We start from the raw sequence: 18,688 nt of genomic DNA on the forward strand, positions 1-18,688 counted from the left end.
GGTCGTTCAGGCTCACTGAGCGTCGGCAGCCGGAGCGGCAGCGGCGTCGGCAGCCGGAGCCGCAGCGGCCGGAGCGGCTTCGGCGGAGGCATCCTCAGGCACCTCGACGGTGACGACGGACTCTTCCGGATCGTCGTGGACCAGCTCGACGCCCTCGGGCAGGACGACGTCCTTGGCCAGCACCTTGGTGCCGTCGACCAGGCCGTCCACGCTGATGGTGATGCGCTCGGGCAGGTTGGTGACGTCGGCCTTGACCTTGAGCTCCTGAATGTCGACGAACGCGACGGCGGCGCCCTTCGGGGTACCCTCGACGAACACCGGCACCTCGACCTCGATCTTCTCGCCGGCACGCACCTCGTAGAAGTCGATGTGCTCGATGATCTGCTTGACGGGGTTGCGCTGGATGTCCTTCACGACGGCCAGCTTGGACTCCTCGCCGTACTTGACCTCGAACAGGGCGTTGGTGCGGCGCATGGCGTTGGTGGTCTCGCGCATCGGCAGCTGCACGAACACGGGCTGCTCGCCACCGGCGTAGATGGTGGCGGGGATCAGCTTGGCGACGCGCATGCGACGGGCAGCGCCCTTGCCGAACTCGGTGCGGACGGCACCTTCCAGAGTGATATCTGCCATGATGGTTCTCCTTGCATCACGATGTATTCGTTCATTTCGCCCTGGACGCATCGACGCGCCACACGACCGCCGTGAATACGGAGAATCGGACGCCGAGTCGATAACGGAAGCGCAGCGCACTGCCTTCCCTCGCCAAAGCAACAGTGCATGAGCTTAGCACGGATTCCCGTCAGTGTCCAACGAAACCACGAGACGTCCGACCCTTCCCATCGGAGGATTCACGGAAGGGCCGGACGGGACTGTGCCACGCCGCATCATTCGGGGCTTTTCAGCGCGGCGACCATGTCGATGCGGTCGAGGGAGCGGTTCGTGGCGGCGCTCACCAACAGCGTGAAGAGGAGCGCCAGCACGGCGGCGGCCGCGTAGCAGAACCATTGCACGTTCGGTACGATGTTCATGCCCGGCAGGTCGAGCCGGGAGACGAGGAACCCCAGCAGCGCGCGCCCGCACGGCAGTCCGACGGCGATGCCGATGGCGCTGAGCAGCAGCATCTCCTTGTTCACGTAGCCGTGCACCTCGCGGCGGCGGAAGCCCAGCACCTTGATGGTGGCGAGTTCACGGGCGCGTTCGGAGATGTTCGTGCTGGCCAGTGTGTAGAGCACCACAATGGCGAGGATCGCGGCCATAGCCACGATGAAGCCGATCATCACGAAGAAGGTGGCGAAGCTTTTCACGAAGTCGCGCTGCTGCTTGGCCGAGCTCATCACCGACAGATATTCGTCCTGCTCGGCGAGACCGTCCGCAAACCGAATCTGCGCGTCGGCGTCGCCCCTGACCCTGATGAGGTCGGCGTTCGGCGCGATGTCAGCATCGAACGCCTTCTCGTAGGCGCTCTGGGTCATGACCACGATGTTGCCGGTGTAGTACTGGGCCACGGCGGCGACCCGCACGTCGGCGGAGTCGGCCATCGCATCGGTCACGTTGACCTTGCCGCCGGCCGTCAGGTCCAGCTTCTTCGCGGCATTGGCCGTCACCACGGCCTGCACATCGCCATCGGAACCGGCATCGGCGGAACCGCCGTCATCCAACGAAATCCGCTGCCCGTCGGCCGTGTGCAAGTCAATATAGTCGGCGATGGATTCGCCGTCCGGCACGATCATGATCTGCGCGGTCAGTTTCGCATCGTCCGCCGCGTCGGATGACGAATCGGAATCGGCGGAGGCGAGCGTGACGCTGCCGACCTGCAACGGCAGCGAGGACGTCACATCCGCATTGCCATCAAGGTCCTTCTGCGCCTTGTCGTGGTCGTCGGCGGAGGTGACGGCCATCACGTCGTATCGGGCGATCTCGTTGTATTGTCGCGGCATCAGCGTCAGCGCGGAATTGCCCATGCCGAATCCGGCGGTCATCAGCGCCGTGCAGCCGAGCACGCCGACGATCACCATGAGCGCGCGGCTCTTGTATCGGAACAGGTTGCGTGCGGTCACCTTGCCGAGGAACGACAGATGATTCCATACGACGCCGACGCGCTGCAAGACAATGGTTCGGCCTGCCTTCGGCGCCTTGGGCCGCATGAGCTCGGCGGGCGCGAGCCTGAGCGAACCGGTACAGGTGGCCATGGCGGCGCCGGTGATAACCACGACGAACAGCAGCACACCGCCGACGGCGAGACGCCAGTCGACGATCATCGGATATTCGGGCAGCACATACAGCCGCGTGAGCATGCGTCTGGTGAACACGAACGGCAGACCGACCATGCCGAGGATGTCGCCGAGCACGCCACCGAGCAGGCATGCGGCCAGCGAATACACGAGGTATTTGAGCATGGTCTCGCCGCGACGGTAGCCGAGCGCCTTGTACGTGCCGATGAGCTGACGGTCCTCCTCCACCATGCGGGCCATGGCGGTGAGGCTCACCAACAGCGCGATCACGAGGAACAGCACGGGGAACATCGTGCCAAGCCGGGATATCATCTCGCTTTGCGTCTTCACGTCCTCGTAGCTGGTGACGGCGCTGCGGTCGCGGAGAATCCACTTCGCGTCGTTCATGTCGTCGATCTTCTCGCGGATCTTCGTCTCGGCGTCGGCGATTTTCCGCTCGGCCGCGGCCTTCATCGGCAGCACGTCGGGCATGGCGTCGACTTTCCGCTTCTGCTCGTCGATGGGCTTCATGGCCTGCTTCAGCGCCTCGGCCTTGACGGCGTCGGTGCGGTGCCGCTCCTGGCCGGCCTGCATCTTTCCGATGGCATCCTGCACATCGGCCACCTTGGCGAGGTAGTCGTCGTCATACGTGTTGAGCGCGGCGGCGCCGGAGACGGTGATGACGGCGGACGTGTACGGCGCGTCACCGGTGACGGCGTCGCCGGCCACGAACAGCGGATACACCGTCTTGGCGCCGGAGACAAGAGCGAGCGGGCCGGTCGGGTTGACGATGTCGTTCGGGTCGATGACGACGCCGACGATGGTGTACTCGCCGTCGGCGAACACGTCGGTCGAGGTCGTCCCGGCGGCCGATCCGTTCGCGTCGGACGATTCCGGCGTGAACTCGATGGCGTCGCCGACCTTGCGGCCGCTGTCGTCGAGATACTGCCGCGTGACGGCGATCTCGTGGCCGGCGTTCGGCAGCCGTCCTTCGGAAAGGTACGGTTTGTCGACTCCGGCGTCGTTGAGCGCCATCACGGTGGCGGATGCCTGCCTGCCGTCGACTTTCGTATACACGCTTTGCGCATGGACGCCGGCGGCCTTGTCGACGCCGGCGACGTCGCGCAGGGCGGCGATGTCGTCGTCATCGAATCCGAGTGTGGAGATGATGGCGATGTCGTGCATGGACGTGCGGTCGAAGAAATCATCGAGGCCGCCACGGATGTCGCGGCCTACGGGGTTCAGCCCGCAGAGCATCATGATGCCCACGGCGCAGATGACGACGATGGAGGCGAAGCGCCTGCCATTGCCCGATATGGCCCGCCACGCATCCTTCCACAGTGCCATACGACGGTGAGACGATGTACTCATCGAAACAGCCTTTCTACCTTCCAGAATTCATGGTGCCTTTCGGTCGTTTTCTCGGCGGAAAAACGACCATTGGGCACCATGAATTTCCGATTCCGGGGTTTTCTGCCCGTATTTCGACGCCTGCGCTACCACTCGATGTCGGCGATCGGGGTCGGATGGTCATTGACGCTGATCTCGGTGACCCTGCCGGAGCGGAAACGGATCAGCCGGTCGCCCATCGGCGCGAGCGCGGAGTTGTGGGTGACCAGCGCAACGGTGATGCCGTTGTTGCGGCAGGAATCCTGCAACAGCTGGAGGATCTGCTTGCCGGTGTTGTAGTCGAGCGCGCCGGTCGGCTCGTCGCACAGCAGCAGCTTCGGGTTTTTGGCGAGCGCGCGGGCGATGGAGACGCGCTGCTGTTCGCCGCCGGAAAGCTGCGCGGGGAAGTTGCCCAAGCGCTCGCCGAGACCGACCTTTTCGAGCGTTTCGCGGGCGTCGAGCGCGTCGGGACAAATCTGGCTGGCGAGCTCCACGTTCTCGAGGGCGGTGAGGTTGGGTACGAGGTTGTAGAACTGGAAGACGAAGCCGACGTCGAATCGGCGGTAGTCGGTGAGTTCGGATTCGCTGGCCTTGGTGAGGTCGCGCCCGTCGAGGACGACGCTGCCGGAGGTGGCCCGGTCCATGCCGCCGAGGATGTTGAGCGCCGTGGATTTGCCGGCGCCGGAGGCGCCGAGGATGACGGCGAGCTCGCCCTTCTCGATGTCGAAGGTGGCGTGGTCGAGGGCCTTGACCGCGGACTCACCCTCCCCGTATTGACGGACCACGTCGTGGAATTCAAGGAATGGCATGGTGTTTCCCCTCTCGTCATGCCCGCGGCTGCGACGCCTGCGGGTCTGCTGATCATGGCATTGGTACCGACAGCCATTTTATTCAACAGCCTGTAGGATAAAAACGACGACATCGTCCGTTATGTAGGGTTTTTCACGACAGATGGAGAAGGAGTGGCCATGACATCAGTCATCGTGGTGTTTTCGCGGGCCAACGAGAACTATGAGGTCGGTTATGTGACGGAGGGCAATACGGCGAAGGTGGCCGACGTCATCGCGGCGGCCACGGTCGCGCCGATCATCGAGATCCTGCCGGCCGAACCGTATCCGACGACGTACGACGGCACCGTCGAACGGGTCAAGAGGGAGATGGAGGACGGCGTGGAGGCGGCGATCGCCATCAGGATGCACGCCGGGAACGATGCCGACGCCAGCGCTTCGGCCGATGCCGCGTTCGCCGAGGCCGACACCGTCTACCTCGGCTACCCGATCTGGTGCGGCGTGCCTCCGCTGGAGGTCGACACGTTCCTGCGCGGCCACGACTGGACCGGCAAGACCATTCTCCCGTTCATCACGCACGGCGGCAGCGGCTTCAAGGAGACCCCCGAGCATATCGCCGCGCTGACCGGGGCCGACGTGCGCCCCGGTCTCGCCGTCACCGGCGTCGTCGCGCAGCGTGATCCGGAGGCCGTCCGACGGGCCGTCGATGGGTGGCTGGGCGCTTGACCACCCCACCCCGCTCCCGCCGGCGGGAGCTGTCGAGCGTCAGCGAGACTGAGGGTGGTCTAGCGAATGTGCGAAGGGCCGGTCCCTCGGATAGGCGGGGACCCTACCCCTTCAGGCGAGCCTGCGGTAGGCTTCGTCGTCGACCGGTTCGAGCCATTCGTTGCTCGCGCCGTCATTCTTGGGCATGACGGCGATGTGGGCGAACGCCTCGTTCGGGGAGGCGCCGTGCCAGTGCTTGGTTTCCGGCGGGATGTAGGCCACGTCGCCGGGCTTGAGCTCGACCGGCTCCTGGCCTTCGATCTGGTAGTAGCCGCGGCCGCCCACGGCGATCAGGATCTGGCATACGCCGTGGTGGATGTGCCAGTGGTTCGTGCAGCCCTTCTCGAAGGTCACGTTTGCGACGTTGACCTGGTCGTCGCCGGCGAGCGGAGCCAGATAGCTCCGCCCTTCGAAGTACTGGGCGTAGGCGTCGTTCGGATGGCCCATCGGGAATGCGCTGGGGTTGTTCATGGTTGTCGTCCTTTCGCTGGTTGTTCGGTTCCATTACACGGCATCCGCCGTCGCATTACCAATACCGTCGTCTCATGGGTTGCCATGTTCCGCGTGCATGGCTAGTGGCCGATGCATGGCTAGTGCATGGCCTCCCGCCGTTCGGCGACGTCGTCGATGACGGTCATGGCGACGGCGGCACCGTGCTTCGCCTCGGCGTCGCCGGATCCGCTTGTTGTTCCCATACGATACCGTGCCAATCAAGGGGGAATTGATTCATGTCGAAACCATTGCTTAATGATCCGGCCCGGCGTGCACTGACGTGGGCCATGCTGCTCGCCGCGATCCCGGCCGTATTCGTCGCGGTACTGGCCGCGACCATCAGCCCGGTGTTCCGCACCACGCACATGGGTCCGATCGCATTGGGCGTGATCGCCTACGTGTGGATGCTGGAAGCCGTGTATCTCGCCTGCCGGCCGCACTGGCTGGACCGTCTGATCGGACTGCCGTACCTGTATGTCATGCACGGCGTGCTCGGCACGCTCGCTCTGGTACTGGCCGCACTGCATCGCATGGCCCTGCCCGCCTACGCGCTGGTCAGGCTCACCGGCGGCATCTCCTATACGCTGCTGTTCCTCGGCGTGCTGCTGGCGCTGGTGCTCATGGCCCGGCCGATCGCCGAACTGGTGCCGCCCGTCGCCCGGCTGCGCGCATGGCTGGCGCGGGCACTGAGCCATGAGACGTCGGTGTGGCTGCATCGCATCCTGCTGCTGGCGGTCGTGTTCGCATGGGTGCACTTCCACCTCATCTTCTACATCGTCCGCGCCCGTCCGTTCATTGTCATGGCCGATGCGGCCACCCTGTTCGTTCTGGTCTCCTACGTCCTCGACCGCATCGGCCGGCGTACGTGGGCATGGCATGGCGTCGTAACCGATTGCCGTCCGGTCGCACCCGGCGTGGCCGAACTCGCCGTACGGGTGGGGCCGTCGGCTTCGGGCTCCGGCCCGGACTGGGAGGAGGGGGACTTCACGTTCATCCGGTTCCCCAAGGTCCGGGGCATGAGGGAATACCATCCGTTCTCCATCATCAACGCGCCAGACGATGCGGCATCCGTCGATACGGCCTCAACCGATACGGCGGACGGGGATTCCGATGGCAAAGCCGTGACGGTCCGGTTCGCGATCCGCGCGGACGGCGACTTCACCCGCCGGCTGCCGCAGGTCGCCCGCATCGGCGAGCGCGTGGACCTGCTGCCTCCGTTCGGCCGCTATCGTCGGTTCCTCGATGAGCATGACGGCGACCGTCCGATCGTGATGTATGCGGGCGGGATCGGCATCACTCCGCTGCTGCCGTTGGCGTTCTCCTATGGTGAGCGTCGTCGGCGTCGGATCATTCTGATGTATTCGGCGTCCGATGCCGACGGGTTGCTGTACCGCGACGAGCTGGAGGCGTGGCGGCGGCGCACCGGCAATACGCTGATTCTCAAGGCGGGTCGGTTCTCCCCCGATGAGTTGCGTCGTGCGGTCACGCCGGAGGCCGTGTATCTCATCGCCGGTCCGGCGTCGATGAACCGTGCGGTTCGGAGGATGCTGCGCGGGTCCGGCGTGCGCATGGCCGACATCTGCTACGAGCCGTTCGCGTTCTGACGCTTCGGACGGATGCCGACGGATGCCGTGCGCTTTCGTATACTGGCGCGCCGGCGCAATCAGACGGTATTCTCTCGCGAGGCCATAGCGGGCACGCTCGACGTGGGGTTCCATGCCTTAAGCTCGGCGCCGACGAGCATTGGCGACGTCTCCGCGACCCGCCAGCCGCCATTACGGCGGAATGCCATTATCGTCTCAGATGCGTTTCAGTTCGGCCATGGCGGCGTAGTGCAACACGTCGAACCGTTCCGGTGCGATACGTTCGATCATCTCCTTATGCTCCTGTTCCCATGCTGTGATCGCAGGCTCGGGAAGGGATGCGCCGATACCCCGGCAGGCCTTCACCCGTCCGTTCCAGCTTTCGCGCGTGAATGGTACTGCGAGCCTGTATTCCTCGTGATGGACGAGTTGGAAGTCGTCCGCATAGCAAGCGGGGATGTCGATCGGATGCATCCGTTCCCCTGCGCCGCTCCAGTTCGGATTGTATTTCAGAATCAGCCGCTCGCTCGCGCCCGCGATCGGATCCTCGAACGGCAACCATGCCATATACAGTACAAGAACGCACCCGTTCGGCTTGAGGATGCGATGCAGCGTATCGTGGATTGCCTCATGGTCGAAATACCAGAAGCATTGGCATGCCGTGATCACGTCGAACGTACCGTCAGGGAATTCGATGCGCTCCGCCGGCATCGCCTGATACCTGATGCCCATGCCTTCGGAAAGCCGCCGCGCCTGGACGATTTGTCGCTCGGAGATGTCGACGCCGACCCATTTCGCACCATACCGGGCCATGGCTCTCGGAATCACGCCCGTGCCGGTGCCCAGATCGAGGACATGCTGTCCGTCGCGGCACAGGCCACGGCCGAGGATCCTCTGGTAGAACCGCGCCGGATAAATGTCGCGGTACCGCGCGTATTCGTCCGATACGCGCCCCCAATCGAAAGGGGTTCCGTGGTCGATGCGCTTGTCGACTATCATCCGACCGTCTCCATTTGCGGGCCCTCCGTCGAACTACAGGTTCAGTCCCTTGACCCACTTGGCGAGTCTGGCCTCGTTTTCGGAGGCGGCGATGCGTCGGCCCGGCACCCAATGGGCGGCGGGTGCGGAGTCGTGCAGCTGCGTGCCGTCGGCGCCGCGCGTACTGGATCCGGACGTGGCGAACGTCACGATGGTTTTGCCCGCCCAGTCCTCGCTTTCGAGGAACGTGCGCACCACGCGGGGCGCGGTCTCCCACCACAGCGGGTAGCCGACGAACACCACGTCGTAGGGCGTCACGTCGATCGGTTCGGCGAGCGCGGGCCTCGTGCCGCGGTCACGGCGCTCGACGCTGGACCGGCTGTTCGGGTCGCGCCAGTCGAGGTCGGCCGCCGTGTACGGCTGGGCCGGGACGATTTGCATGAGGTCCGCGCGATGGCGTGCGAGAGCCGTTCGGCCACACCGCGTGTGGTGCCGGTGGCGGAGAAATAGGTGACGAGCATTCGCTTGCCCATGATGGTTCCTTTCCTCGAGAAGGCAAAGACCGTCGGAGCCATTGCCTTCGTGGCCCCGAAGCCTTTCCACCGCCCATTAAAGACCGATGTCGACCGAATATCCAATAGTCGTTCGGCATGGCCAGTCATGCCGCGGACGCATACGGCGACCCGACCCCGTACGGATCCGCCATGCATTCCCGCCGACGATGCGCGTCCGCCATGCGAGGCTATACGCCAGGCCGTATCGCGCCGTCGTCTGCGTCAGCGCCGTTGTCCGCGCCGTCCCCTTCCTTGGAGTCGAGCAGGCGCTGCCCCCACTTTTCGAATTCCTTCAGCGCGGGGATGATGGCGTAGCCGTTGTCGGTCAGCGAGTATTCGACGCGCGGCGGCACCTCGTTGTACTGGATGCGGTTGACGAGTCCGAACTCCTCGAGGTCGCGCAGCGTGTTGGTGAGCATCATGTTGGTGATGCCGAGTTCCTTCTTGATGGCGTTGTAGCGTGCCGCGCCATGTTCGCTCAGAACGTACAACGTCGCCTCTTCGGCGCGTCGTCTGAGAAAGTGGATACGGCAATGTGATATCTCGTTTCGAGGTATTGGATGATGATCGAGCTGCGACCGCGACCGAGCGGATCCGCGGCCCATGCAATAAGGAGACAACCATGACGAATACCCTGGTGCTCGTGTTCCACCCCGATCTCAAGGGCCAGTCCCACGTCAACGCCGCGCTGGCCAAGGCCGCCGAGGAGACGCCGGGCGTGACCGTGCGCGACGAGTACGCGCTCTACCCGGACGGCAAGATCGACGTGGCCGCCGAGCAGGCAGCCGTCGACGCCGCCGACCGCGTGGTGCTCCAGTTCCCGCTGTACTGGCTCTCCTCCCCCGCGCTGCTGAAGACCTGGGAGGACGAGGTGCTCGAGCACGGCTGGGCCTACGGTTCCGACGGCCACGCGTTCGAGGGCACGGAGTTCGGCGTCGCCGTCTCCGCCGGCTCCCCGGAGGAGGCCTATCAGCCGGACGGCGCCAACAAGTTCACCATCGACCAGATCCTTGTGCCGTTCGAGGCCACGTCCAACTACGTGGGCGCCACGTGGATCAAGCCGTTCGTCACCTACGGCGCCTTCGGCCTCTCCGACGAGGCGCTGGCCGAATCCGTGGAGCACTACAGGAAGTTCCTCGCCAAGTAAGTCCCGAGTAGTTCGCGGCCCGCACGGAACCCGCGGATCCGCAATCACCGGGATTGGCAAGAATCCGCGAAATCGCGGAAATCCGCCCATCACGAGACGACGGCTCCTTCCACCATGAAGGGGCCGTCGTCTCATATTGTTCTCACAGCCGGTGTCCTCGCAGCCGGTCGGCGATGAGCGAGCAATGCCGGCGGACCACCTCCGCGGAGGCATGGAATTTCACAAGCTCCTCATCGCTCAAATGCAGATCGACGAAATCGCCCACGCCGCTGCCGTCAAGCGCGACCGGCAGGGAGAGGAACACGTCGTGTTCGCCGTACTCGTATTCTCCGTCGATGAGCGTCGAGACGGATACCACGCTGCGCTCGTTCCATAGGATCGTACGCACGAGCCCGGCGACGGTGGCCGCGATGCCGTAGCTGGTGCCGCCTCGCAATCCCTTGATGTCAAGACCGCGGCGACGCGTCGACTCCTCGATGCCGGCGAGCGTCACCCCTGGATAGCGCGAGCGGTTGTCGGCCAGATACTGCGCGAACGATTTGCCGATGAACGACACCGTGGACCATGGCACGAACTGCGAGTCGCCATGCTCGCCGATCACGTAGCCGGAGACCAGCCGCGGGTCGAGTCTCGTGGTCTCGCCGATGATCGTCTTCAATCGCGCCGTGTCGAGAGCGGCGCCCGAACCGAACACCTGCGCACGCGGCAACCAGGTGCGCTTCCATGCGAACCAGCCGAGCACGTCGACCGGATTCGACACCATGATGAGAATGCCGTCGAAACCGGAGTCCCGCACCCGCCGCAGAATCGGGTCGACGATGTCGATGGCCGCATCAAGCTCCTGCATGCGGGTCTCCCCCGGCTTCGGCTTCGGCCCCGCCGCAACGATCACCACGTCGGCATGCCGGCAATCCTCCCAACCGCCCGCACGAATCGTCACGAACCGACCGAGAAACTCCAATCCGTCGGCCAGATCCATGGCGAGACCCTGCGCCTTGTTCGGATGATGGCCAACGATCACCAGCTCATTGCACAATCCCTGCTGCACGATGGCGCTTGCCACGGCCGAGCCGACGCTGCCGGTGCCGACGATGACGACCCTGCTTCTATTCGAAGTGACCATACGGCCACGCTAGCCCCAAGCACCGTCCCCGCCCCGGCCCCGTCCACACTCCGACCGATATCCGTCCGGCACCCCACTCCGCACTCTTCACCCGCGCTCCCGCGCCCGGTATTCGCTCGGCGAGCAGCCCATGCGCCGGCGGAACACGTAGCCGAAATACGCCGACGACGAGAAGCCGCAGACCGCGGCGATCTCGCCGACGGTCATGGAGCCGCCGACCAGCAGCTCGCGGCTCCTGCCGATGCGATAGTCGGTCAGATAGCCGTTCGGCGTACGGCCGGCATGGCGGCGGAACAGCTCGCAGCATCGCCGGCGCCCCACCGCCCCGGCCCGGGCGATGTCGTCGAGCGTGATCCTCGACGCGACGTTGGCGCGGACGAACGCCACCATGGCGAGGAACGTACGCAGATCGTCGGTCCTGCCGGCGGGAGACACGGCCGACGATCCGACGTCGGACGGCTCCGGCCGTCGGCCCATCCGCTCCAACGCCCCGGAGCACAATGCGGCCGCCTGCGATACGGCGTCCAGCGCGCGCAGCCGGTCATGCGCGCAGGCACCCATCGTCCGCGCGAACCCATCGATGCCGAACAGCAGTTCGCGGTCGGACGGATCGGCGGCGTCCAGCATCACATAATCGTCCATGCGCTCGTCCATGCGCTCCAGCATCGCGCGCGACAGGTCCGGCCACAGTCCGCCGAGGAACGCCGGATCGACCATCGCCGTGACGAACCGGCAGTCCTCGCGATCGTCGGAATACAGGTAGTGCAGCCGGCGCGAGTTGATGAACACGCCTTCGCCGGCGCGCATCCTCCGCGTCTCGCCGTTGACGAACAGCGTCGTCCCCCCGGCGACCACGTGGATGAATTCGAGGTCGCGATGCCAATGGCACACGATCCGGTAGCCGAACCGGCGCATGTCGTCCCGCCTGCCGTACAGCGGCAGTCCCGGCAGATTGTACTGCGGCCTCTCCGACAGGTCGGAGAAGACGGTCAGCGGGTTCGCCGGCGCTTTGGCGACGTCGGCCTCAGTCATACGATCGGTCACGATTTCGATAATAGTCGGATCGATCTCGATATCATCGACGTCGACAGGAGCGCAATCATCAGTATCCTTGGATTTCGACATCACGACCAGCGTCCGCAAACCGACATGATTTCGATATCACGGACGCTGCGTCCATCCGCACCAGACACAAGGAAGTTCTCATGCGCAAAGTACTCTGCTCCCCCGGAAGCTACATCCAGGAGGCCGACGCCCTCAAGGCGCTCGCCGACGAATACCGCGAGCTCGGCTCGGCCGGCGCGTACCTCATCGTCGACCCGTTCATCGATTCGATGTACCACGACCTCATCGTCTCCGGCTTCGAGAAGACGGACACCCCCTACCATTACGAGGTGTTCAAGGGCGAATGCTCGATGACCGAGGTCAACCGCCACAAGGATCTGCTCGCCGGCAACGACGTGGTCATCGGCATCGGCGGCGGCAAGACGCTCGACACGTCCAAGGCCGTGGCGCATTTCGCGTCGACGCCGGTCATCATCTGCCCGACCGCGGCTTCCTCGGACGCACCGTGCTCGCGGCTTTCGGTGCTGTACACCGACGACGGCCAGTTCGACAGGTACCTGCCGCTGCCGAAGAACCCGGACAAGGTGATCATGGACACGACCATCATCGCCAAGGCGCCGGCACGCTTCCTCGTGGCCGGTTTCGGCGACGCCTACGCCACGTGGTTCGAGGCCGCGGCCTGCATCAGGTCCAGTGCCGTCACCATGACCAGCGGCCACGCCACCAACGCGGCCGAGGCGATGGCCCGCCTGTGCCACGACCTGCTCATCGCGGATGGCGTCAAGGCACTCGCCGCGGCGAAGAAGGGACTCACCACGCCGGCTCTCGAGCAGGTGATCGAGGCGAACACGCTGCTCAGCGGCATCGGCTTCGAGTCGAGCGGCCTGGCCGCCGCGCACGCCATTCACAACGGTCTGACCGTGCTGGAGGGAACGCACAAGTACCTGCACGGCGAGAAGGTGGCGTATGGCACGCTCGCCCAGTTCGTGCTCGAGGACCGTCCGACCGCCGACTTCGAGGAGGCGTTCGGCTTCTTCCGCGCGGTCGGCCTGCCCACCACGCTGGCCGGCATCGGCATCGCCGACGCCACGGATGCCGACCTGCTGAAGGTGGGCGAACTGGCCTGCGATCCGGCCGACACCATGGGCAACATGCCGTTCGAGGTCACGCCCGCCGACGTGGCCGCCGCCCTGCGCGCGGTGAACGAGCTCGACGCCGTAATCGGCTAGGCGAGGCGCCGGGGGCCCGTCCACCGCCGTACGCCGGTGGACGGTTCAGCCCGCCGAACGCCGGTGGACGGCGCATGCTCGCACTATCGACGTACGGCGGTGAGGAAGAACCTCGGGAACGGGAAGATGACGCTGCCGTCGGACTGTGTCGGGTAGGCCTCGCGCACCCGGTGGAAGACCTCGTTCTCGAATTCGGCGCGCTCGCCGTCGTCGGGCAGCGCCTGCAAGTACGGCCGCAGGCCGGTGCCGCGATACCAGTCCATGATGGCCTCATGCGACGGCAGGTTGTGCAGGTACGTGGTCTTCCAGATGCGGAAGTCCGCCACGAGGTCACTGACGTGCAGCAGCTCCCAGTATTCGGGCGGTGTGAGGTTGTAGAACTCGCGCTGCTGCGGCAGCCGGTCGGCGTATCGCGGCGATTGCACGACCTGCGCGATGATGCGGTGGATGGGCTCCTCGTAGTTCATCGGCGTCTGCACGGCGAGCATGCCGCCGCGGCGCAGGAGGCCCAGCATGGCGGGGATGAGGTGCGGATGGTCCGGCACCCATTGGATGCACGCGTTGGAGAAGACGACGTCGAAATCGTGCGGCAGGGCGTCGAAATCCGCTTGGTTCGAGGCGTCGAACAGGGCGAAGTCGATGTCGGGGCGGGCCTTGCGCGCGGCGTCAATCATCTCCGGGGAATTGTCGACGCCGAGGATTTCCGCCTGCGGGTAGCGTTCGCGCAGTACGGCGGTGCTGTTGCCCGGCCCGCAGCCGATGTCGAGCACGTGGCGGACCGTGCCGTCGTCCGGCGGCAGCTGCGCGGCGAGGTCGCGCGACGGCTGTGTGCGCTCGTCCCTGAATCGCAGATACTGTTCCGAATCCCATTGCACGGCGTTGGTTTCGGTCGCCGATGTTGACATGTTTGTCGCGTTCGTCGTGGTCATGCGGCCTACGATATGCCAAGAATGTCCGAAATACGGAACTTTTTTCAAAAAATGACCACTCTGGCGCGAAGTCTTTGGCAGGGAACGACAAAAGAGGCATTTCGTCATTCCGCAACAACGTCAATTTTCCTTATAAAAAGGAATCGCTGCAATTCCAATGTTTTTGATTGGCATGGAATGTTTTTCGCCGACAAAATCCGATTCCATGCCAAATCGGATGGCACGGAATCGCAATATCGGAAAATCAATCGTTCCATGCCGCACAATCATGGCGCGGAACGGCTGATTCCGCCGATTTCCCATTTCCATGACAAACCGACCGTCACGGAGCGACATTATGAAGACCATGAACGTTCTGTACCACGCCAACCCCGACATGGCCACGGCGGCGACATCTAGCGATCACGCCAGCGCAACAGCTCAAAGACGAGCACGTAGGCGAGCAGGATCGCGGAGGCGATGAACACGCTGCGCAGGGCGAGCGTGAGGTTGGGCAGGAACGTGGCGATCACGCCGAACACGGCCACACCGATCGCGCCGCCGACCTGACGGAACGTGTTGAACATGGCCGAGGCGATGCCGGCCTGCTCCGGATCCACGCTTTTGAGCACCACGCCGGCCGCCGCGGGGGTGGTGATGGCCGCGCCGAATCCGACGATGCTGAGCCCCGTGGCGATCACCCAGACGGGAATCGGCGCGGGTGTGAGGAATTCGATCAGGAAGCCGACGATCATGATCGCGAGCCCCAGCGTGATCGAGAACTTGGAGCCGCGCGCGTTGATGATCTGCCCGCCGGCGAGGTTGCCGATGATCGTAACGAATGCGGACGGCACAAACACGAGTCCGGCGGCAAACGGACCCATGTGCAGTTCGTTCTGCAGGAACATCGTGCAGATGAACACCATGCCGTACCAGTTGAAGATCATGATGAAGCCGATCTGCAACGCCACCTGCATGCCGCGAACGTGGAACAGGTTCAGCGGCATCATCGGCGCGGGCACCTTCCTTTGCGAGAGCAGGAACGCGGCGAGCGCGACCAGTCCGACCGCCAGCAACGCGAGCGTGGCGGGTGCCGTGAAACCGGTCGAACCGACGGCGATAATGCCGGCGACGAGCGCGGTCAGACCGATCAATGACAACGTCTGGCCGAGCCAGTCGAAGCGGATGGCGCGATTCAGCGACGGCTTGATCCAATGCGCGACGGCCAGGATCATGAGGCAGAACGGCACGTTGATGGCGAAGACGAGACTCCAATGGATCGGCGTGAGCAGACCGCCGAGCAGCGGGCCGACCGCCGACGCCGAGGCGCCGCCCGCGCCCCATAGGGCCAGAGCCCATGAGCGTCGGCGTGGGTTCGGGTTGGCCTCGTTGATAAGCGCCATCGATGCGGGCAGGATCAGTGCAGATGCCACACCGAGCAGGCATCGACCGGCCACGAGTGCGGCCATGGACCAGGCGAACGAGCAGAACAGCGAAGCTGCGCCGAACAGCGAGGCTCCGGCGAGGAACAGCCGCTTGGCACCGAAGCGGTCGGTCAGGCTGCCAGCGAGGAGCAGCAGTGCGGCGAACAGCAGCGTGTAGCCGTCGACGACCCATTGCCGCACGGCCATGTCGCCGCCGAGTTCGGTCGCGATGGTGGGCAACGCCACGTTGACGATGAGCACGTCCATACCGGCGAGGAACGAGGCGACCGCCGCCGCGAACGTGGTGAGATTGGCGGACAGTCGACCCGCGCGGTCGATGCGGCCGGCACGTTCACCGGCGCCGGAGCGGTCGATGCAGTCGGCGTGGTCGAATCGCCCACGGTCCGATACGACGTTCATTGATGTTTTGGTGAAATCGGTCATAATCTCCTGTATCCGATGGCACATGGTTTCGTTTGATGTTCCGTTTGGTTATTGCATTAGCCATGGTATTCTCGAAAACAGTTAAAAAACGGCGGTTTATGAATGCTTATGGTTGATAATCCATAAACCATAGGTTCATACGAAGGGGCATCGATGTACGACAGGCGGTTGGATGCGATTCTTGCGACGGCGCAGCTCGGCAGCTTCAGCCGTGCCGCGGCGCAGCTGCACATCTCCACGCCGGCGCTTATCAAGCAGGTCAACGGCTTCGAGCAGGAGCATCGGCTCACGCTGTTCCATCGCACCCGCAGCGGCGTCACGCTCACCGACGCGGGCAGGTCGCTGGTCGCCGACGCCGCCGACATCATCGAGGAGTCGGATCGTGCGCTTCGGCATGCCCGCCGGCTCGAAGGCTGCGGGGTGAGCATCCGCGTCGGGGTATCGCTGCTGCGTCCGGCCACGGCGCTGCTCGATCTGTGGCCGCGACTGGCGCCGGCCATGGCCGCGCATCATCCGCCGATCCGACTGGAACTCGTGCCGCTTTCGGACGCGCCGGACGGTTTTCTTTACGAGCTTGGACGGCTGGGAGACAACGTGGATGTGGTGGTCACCGGCTTCTCGCGCGATGATTGGACCAATCCCTGCCAGACGCTGCAGATGGCGACGTACCAGCTCTGCATGGGCGTGCCGCTGACAAATCCGTTGGCCAATCGGGCCAGACTCACCATCGATGATCTTTCAGGGCAGCGTGTGCATCTCCCGCAGTTCGGCGGCGTCATGGAGGAGGCGAGAAAATACCTGACCCGCAACACCGACATCGAGCTCGTCAATCTCGAACGGTACGAGTTCGACGTGTTCAACGAGTGCGCGCAGTCCGGCGACCTGCTGCTGGCCAAGAGCATCTGGAGCAATTTCCATCCGTCGATCCGGCTGATTCCCATGGATTGGGACATTACGGTGCCGTATGGGCTGCTGTATTCACAACATCCGACGCCCTTGGTCCGCGATTTCGTGGCCGCCGTCGCCGAACTGACGGGCGGCGTACCCCGAAATCCGTGATTCAGGGTGCGTTATGGTCGCGGCTTGGCCCGGAAACCGACCGAAAGGCACCGCGAACCGACGGCAACGGGTGTTTCGTCCGGCATTTCACGCCTGACGGCGGAATACCCGACGGGCGGCACCGTATACGATGAGCGCCAGCGGCACGACCGCGGCCAGAGCGGGGAAGAACCAGCGGATGTCGACGTTCGCGTAGAGCAGGCCGCCGATCATCGGCCCCAACGCCATGCCCAGATCGAGGCCGATGTAGAACGTGGCGTTGGCCTGGCCGCTGTGGCCGGCGCCGCCGAGCCGCACGGCCGACGACTGGGCGACCGAGTTCATCAGCCCGTAGGATCCGGCCATGAGCAGTGCGGCGAGCAGCATGACGGCATTGCCGCGCATCAGCGACAGCGCCAGCAGCGTGCCGGCCATGCACAGCGAGCACAGGACCAGGAACCAGATGAACGACATCCGGTCGAACAGGTTGCGCATCGCCAGCCGCAGGACGAGCAGCGCCGCCGCATAGCAGGGGAAGAACAGGCTGACCTCGACGGCGAGGCCGCGGGCGTGCACGTAGGTGACGATGTAGGACTGCGTGGCGCAGTAGGGGATCGCGAACAGCATGAAGATGACGGCGACGGGTACGACGCGCACGGAGACGATGGCGTCGGCCAAGGCACGCAGCCCGCGTCCCGTCGGACGATTCGCGGGACCGTCCACGGCCGTGGGCGCCTCCGCCGGACGTGGCGCTCCCCCGTCGCGCACCAGCAGGACGATGACGGCCATCAGCATGGCCATGACGGTCGAGACAAGGCATGAGCCGCGGTATCCGGCCATCTGCTGCACCTTGATGCCGAGCGCGGGCCCGACCGACATCGCCAGTGCGTTGACCATGCCGTAGTACCCCATGCCCTTGCCGATGTGCTCCAGCGGGATCAGCGAGACGAGCCATGTGGCCAGACAGACCGAGACGCAGGAGAATCCGATGCCGTTGACGATGCGGGCGAGCAGCAGCATGGTCGGCGACGTCGCGAACACGTACCAGGTGTTGGCCGCGATGAGGCAGATCGCGCCGGCCGTCACCATCCGCCGTTTGGGCATGCGGTCGGCGGCGGAGCCGGCGACGGGACGGAGGAACAACGACACGGTGTTCATGGCGCCCGCCACCAGACCGGCCATCTCGCCGTCGGCCCCCAGCCGGTGCGAGTAGCCGACGATGATCGGCGTGACCAGCATGGAGCTGCCCATGTAGAAGAACGCCGCCGTCATGATGAGCAGGACGTCGCGCCCCAGTATCGTCTCCCGCCTACGCGCCGGTTCCGTCATCGTTCCCGTCCCCTCCCGCATCCTGCGGCCTCCTGTCCCCCGCGGCCTACTGCCGTGGTCTGTCTCACGATGACCATCGTAGGGGCCCGGGCCGGTTCGCGGGGCGATCGGCGGCAGGTTCCGGTTCACGCGCGGCATCCTTCGGTTCACGGACGCCGTCGGTCGAACATCGTGTGCGGTTGCTGTATGGGCTGCGCATTCCCAGTGGTTTCCGAGCGTCCA

General features: G+C 64.8%; 18 protein-coding genes. 6 read left to right on the forward strand and 12 right to left on the reverse strand.

Annotation, left to right across the window (positions count from 1 at the left end; translation table 11 throughout):
* Positions 1-12: 12 nt before the first annotated feature.
* The 3 genes from CSQ87_RS09655 to CSQ87_RS09665 form a co-directional block, all read right to left on the reverse strand.
* Complete coding sequence (locus CSQ87_RS09655; protein ID WP_100513668.1) at positions 13-630, reverse strand: 50S ribosomal protein L25/general stress protein Ctc; 618 nt, start codon at positions 628-630, stop codon at positions 13-15.
* Between the two features lie 254 nt (positions 631-884).
* A complete protein-coding gene (locus CSQ87_RS09660) occupies positions 885-3,581 on the reverse strand; it encodes an ABC transporter permease (protein WP_100513669.1) in 2,697 nt (898 codons plus the stop codon).
* A gap of 125 nt (positions 3,582-3,706) precedes the next feature.
* The gene (locus CSQ87_RS09665) at positions 3,707-4,408 is read right to left on the reverse strand and encodes an ABC transporter ATP-binding protein (RefSeq protein WP_100513670.1); all 702 of its coding nucleotides are present in this window, start codon (positions 4,406-4,408) and stop codon (positions 3,707-3,709) included.
* 159 nt (positions 4,409-4,567) lie between these two features.
* Here CSQ87_RS09665 and CSQ87_RS09670 point away from each other — a divergent pair, with 159 nt between their 5' ends.
* Positions 4,568-5,113 (forward strand): flavodoxin, encoded by a 546-nt coding sequence (locus CSQ87_RS09670; protein WP_100513671.1) that lies wholly within the window; start codon positions 4,568-4,570, stop codon positions 5,111-5,113.
* A gap of 111 nt (positions 5,114-5,224) precedes the next feature.
* On the opposite strand, the gene CSQ87_RS09675 is transcribed toward CSQ87_RS09670, so the two are convergent.
* A complete protein-coding gene (locus tag CSQ87_RS09675) occupies positions 5,225-5,623 on the reverse strand; it encodes a cupin domain-containing protein (RefSeq protein WP_100513672.1) in 399 nt (132 codons plus the stop codon).
* 257 nt (positions 5,624-5,880) lie between these two features.
* Between CSQ87_RS09675 and CSQ87_RS09680 the strand changes: the two genes are divergently transcribed.
* On the forward strand, positions 5,881-7,248 hold the full coding sequence (locus CSQ87_RS09680) for a ferric reductase-like transmembrane domain-containing protein (RefSeq protein WP_133122389.1): 1,368 nt from the start codon (positions 5,881-5,883) through the stop codon (positions 7,246-7,248).
* 195 nt (positions 7,249-7,443) lie between these two features.
* On the opposite strand, the gene CSQ87_RS09685 is transcribed toward CSQ87_RS09680, so the two are convergent.
* The 3 genes from CSQ87_RS09685 to CSQ87_RS09695 all read right to left on the reverse strand — a co-directional run bounded on the left by CSQ87_RS09685 (position 7,444) and on the right by CSQ87_RS09695 (position 9,250).
* On the reverse strand, positions 7,444-8,226 hold the full coding sequence (locus tag CSQ87_RS09685; RefSeq protein WP_100513674.1) for a class I SAM-dependent methyltransferase: 783 nt from the start codon (positions 8,224-8,226) through the stop codon (positions 7,444-7,446).
* Between the two features lie 33 nt (positions 8,227-8,259).
* Positions 8,260-8,646: a flavodoxin gene (locus CSQ87_RS09690; protein ID WP_243388907.1), complete on the reverse strand. Its 387-nt coding sequence runs from the start codon at positions 8,644-8,646 to the stop codon at positions 8,260-8,262.
* 301 nt (positions 8,647-8,947) lie between these two features.
* Positions 8,948-9,250, reverse strand: coding sequence for a winged helix-turn-helix transcriptional regulator (locus tag CSQ87_RS09695; RefSeq protein WP_207761137.1), 303 nt, complete (start codon positions 9,248-9,250; stop codon positions 8,948-8,950).
* Positions 9,251-9,381: 131 nt separating this feature from the next.
* Between CSQ87_RS09695 and CSQ87_RS09700 the strand changes: the two genes are divergently transcribed.
* Entirely contained in the window at positions 9,382-9,906 is a 525-nt protein-coding gene (locus tag CSQ87_RS09700; RefSeq protein WP_100513676.1) for an NAD(P)H-dependent oxidoreductase, read from the forward strand.
* 142 nt (positions 9,907-10,048) lie between these two features.
* Here CSQ87_RS09700 and CSQ87_RS09705 read toward each other — a convergent pair whose 3' ends face one another.
* On the reverse strand, positions 10,049-11,029 hold the full coding sequence (locus CSQ87_RS09705; protein WP_100513677.1) for an L-lactate dehydrogenase: 981 nt from the start codon (positions 11,027-11,029) through the stop codon (positions 10,049-10,051).
* 87 nt (positions 11,030-11,116) lie between these two features.
* Positions 11,117-12,061 carry an AraC family transcriptional regulator gene (locus tag CSQ87_RS09710; protein ID WP_165776822.1) on the reverse strand — a complete coding sequence of 315 codons (945 nt, stop codon included), beginning with the start codon at positions 12,059-12,061 and terminating at the stop codon, positions 11,117-11,119.
* Positions 12,062-12,234: 173 nt separating this feature from the next.
* Here CSQ87_RS09710 and CSQ87_RS09715 point away from each other — a divergent pair, with 173 nt between their 5' ends.
* Positions 12,235-13,323, forward strand: coding sequence for a glycerol dehydrogenase (locus CSQ87_RS09715; RefSeq protein WP_100513679.1), 1,089 nt, complete (start codon positions 12,235-12,237; stop codon positions 13,321-13,323).
* An 83-nt stretch (positions 13,324-13,406) separates the two neighbouring features.
* On the opposite strand, the gene CSQ87_RS09720 is transcribed toward CSQ87_RS09715, so the two are convergent.
* Complete coding sequence (locus CSQ87_RS09720; RefSeq protein WP_100513680.1) at positions 13,407-14,228, reverse strand: methyltransferase domain-containing protein; 822 nt, start codon at positions 14,226-14,228, stop codon at positions 13,407-13,409.
* A gap of 75 nt (positions 14,229-14,303) precedes the next feature.
* Here CSQ87_RS09720 and CSQ87_RS10815 point away from each other — a divergent pair, with 75 nt between their 5' ends.
* A complete protein-coding gene (locus CSQ87_RS10815; protein WP_133122391.1) occupies positions 14,304-14,651 on the forward strand; it encodes a hypothetical protein in 348 nt (115 codons plus the stop codon).
* Here CSQ87_RS10815 and CSQ87_RS09725 read toward each other — a convergent pair.
* A complete protein-coding gene (locus CSQ87_RS09725) occupies positions 14,648-16,099 on the reverse strand; it encodes an MFS transporter (protein ID WP_243388908.1) in 1,452 nt (483 codons plus the stop codon). The two genes, CSQ87_RS10815 and CSQ87_RS09725, sit on opposite strands and share 4 nt — an antisense overlap.
* Positions 16,100-16,252: 153 nt before the next feature.
* Between CSQ87_RS09725 and CSQ87_RS09730 the strand changes: the two genes are divergently transcribed.
* Positions 16,253-17,158: a LysR family transcriptional regulator gene (locus CSQ87_RS09730; protein WP_100513681.1), complete on the forward strand. Its 906-nt coding sequence runs from the start codon at positions 16,253-16,255 to the stop codon at positions 17,156-17,158.
* An 87-nt stretch (positions 17,159-17,245) separates the two neighbouring features.
* Here CSQ87_RS09730 and CSQ87_RS09735 read toward each other — a convergent pair whose 3' ends face one another.
* Entirely contained in the window at positions 17,246-18,466 is a 1,221-nt protein-coding gene (locus CSQ87_RS09735; protein ID WP_165776823.1) for an MFS transporter, read from the reverse strand.
* Between the last annotated feature and the right edge of the window lie 222 nt (positions 18,467-18,688).

Origin of the sequence: Bifidobacterium simiarum (assembly GCF_002802905.1) — a bacterium.
Classification (GTDB): Bacteria; Actinomycetota; Actinomycetes; order Actinomycetales; family Bifidobacteriaceae; genus Galliscardovia; species Galliscardovia simiarum.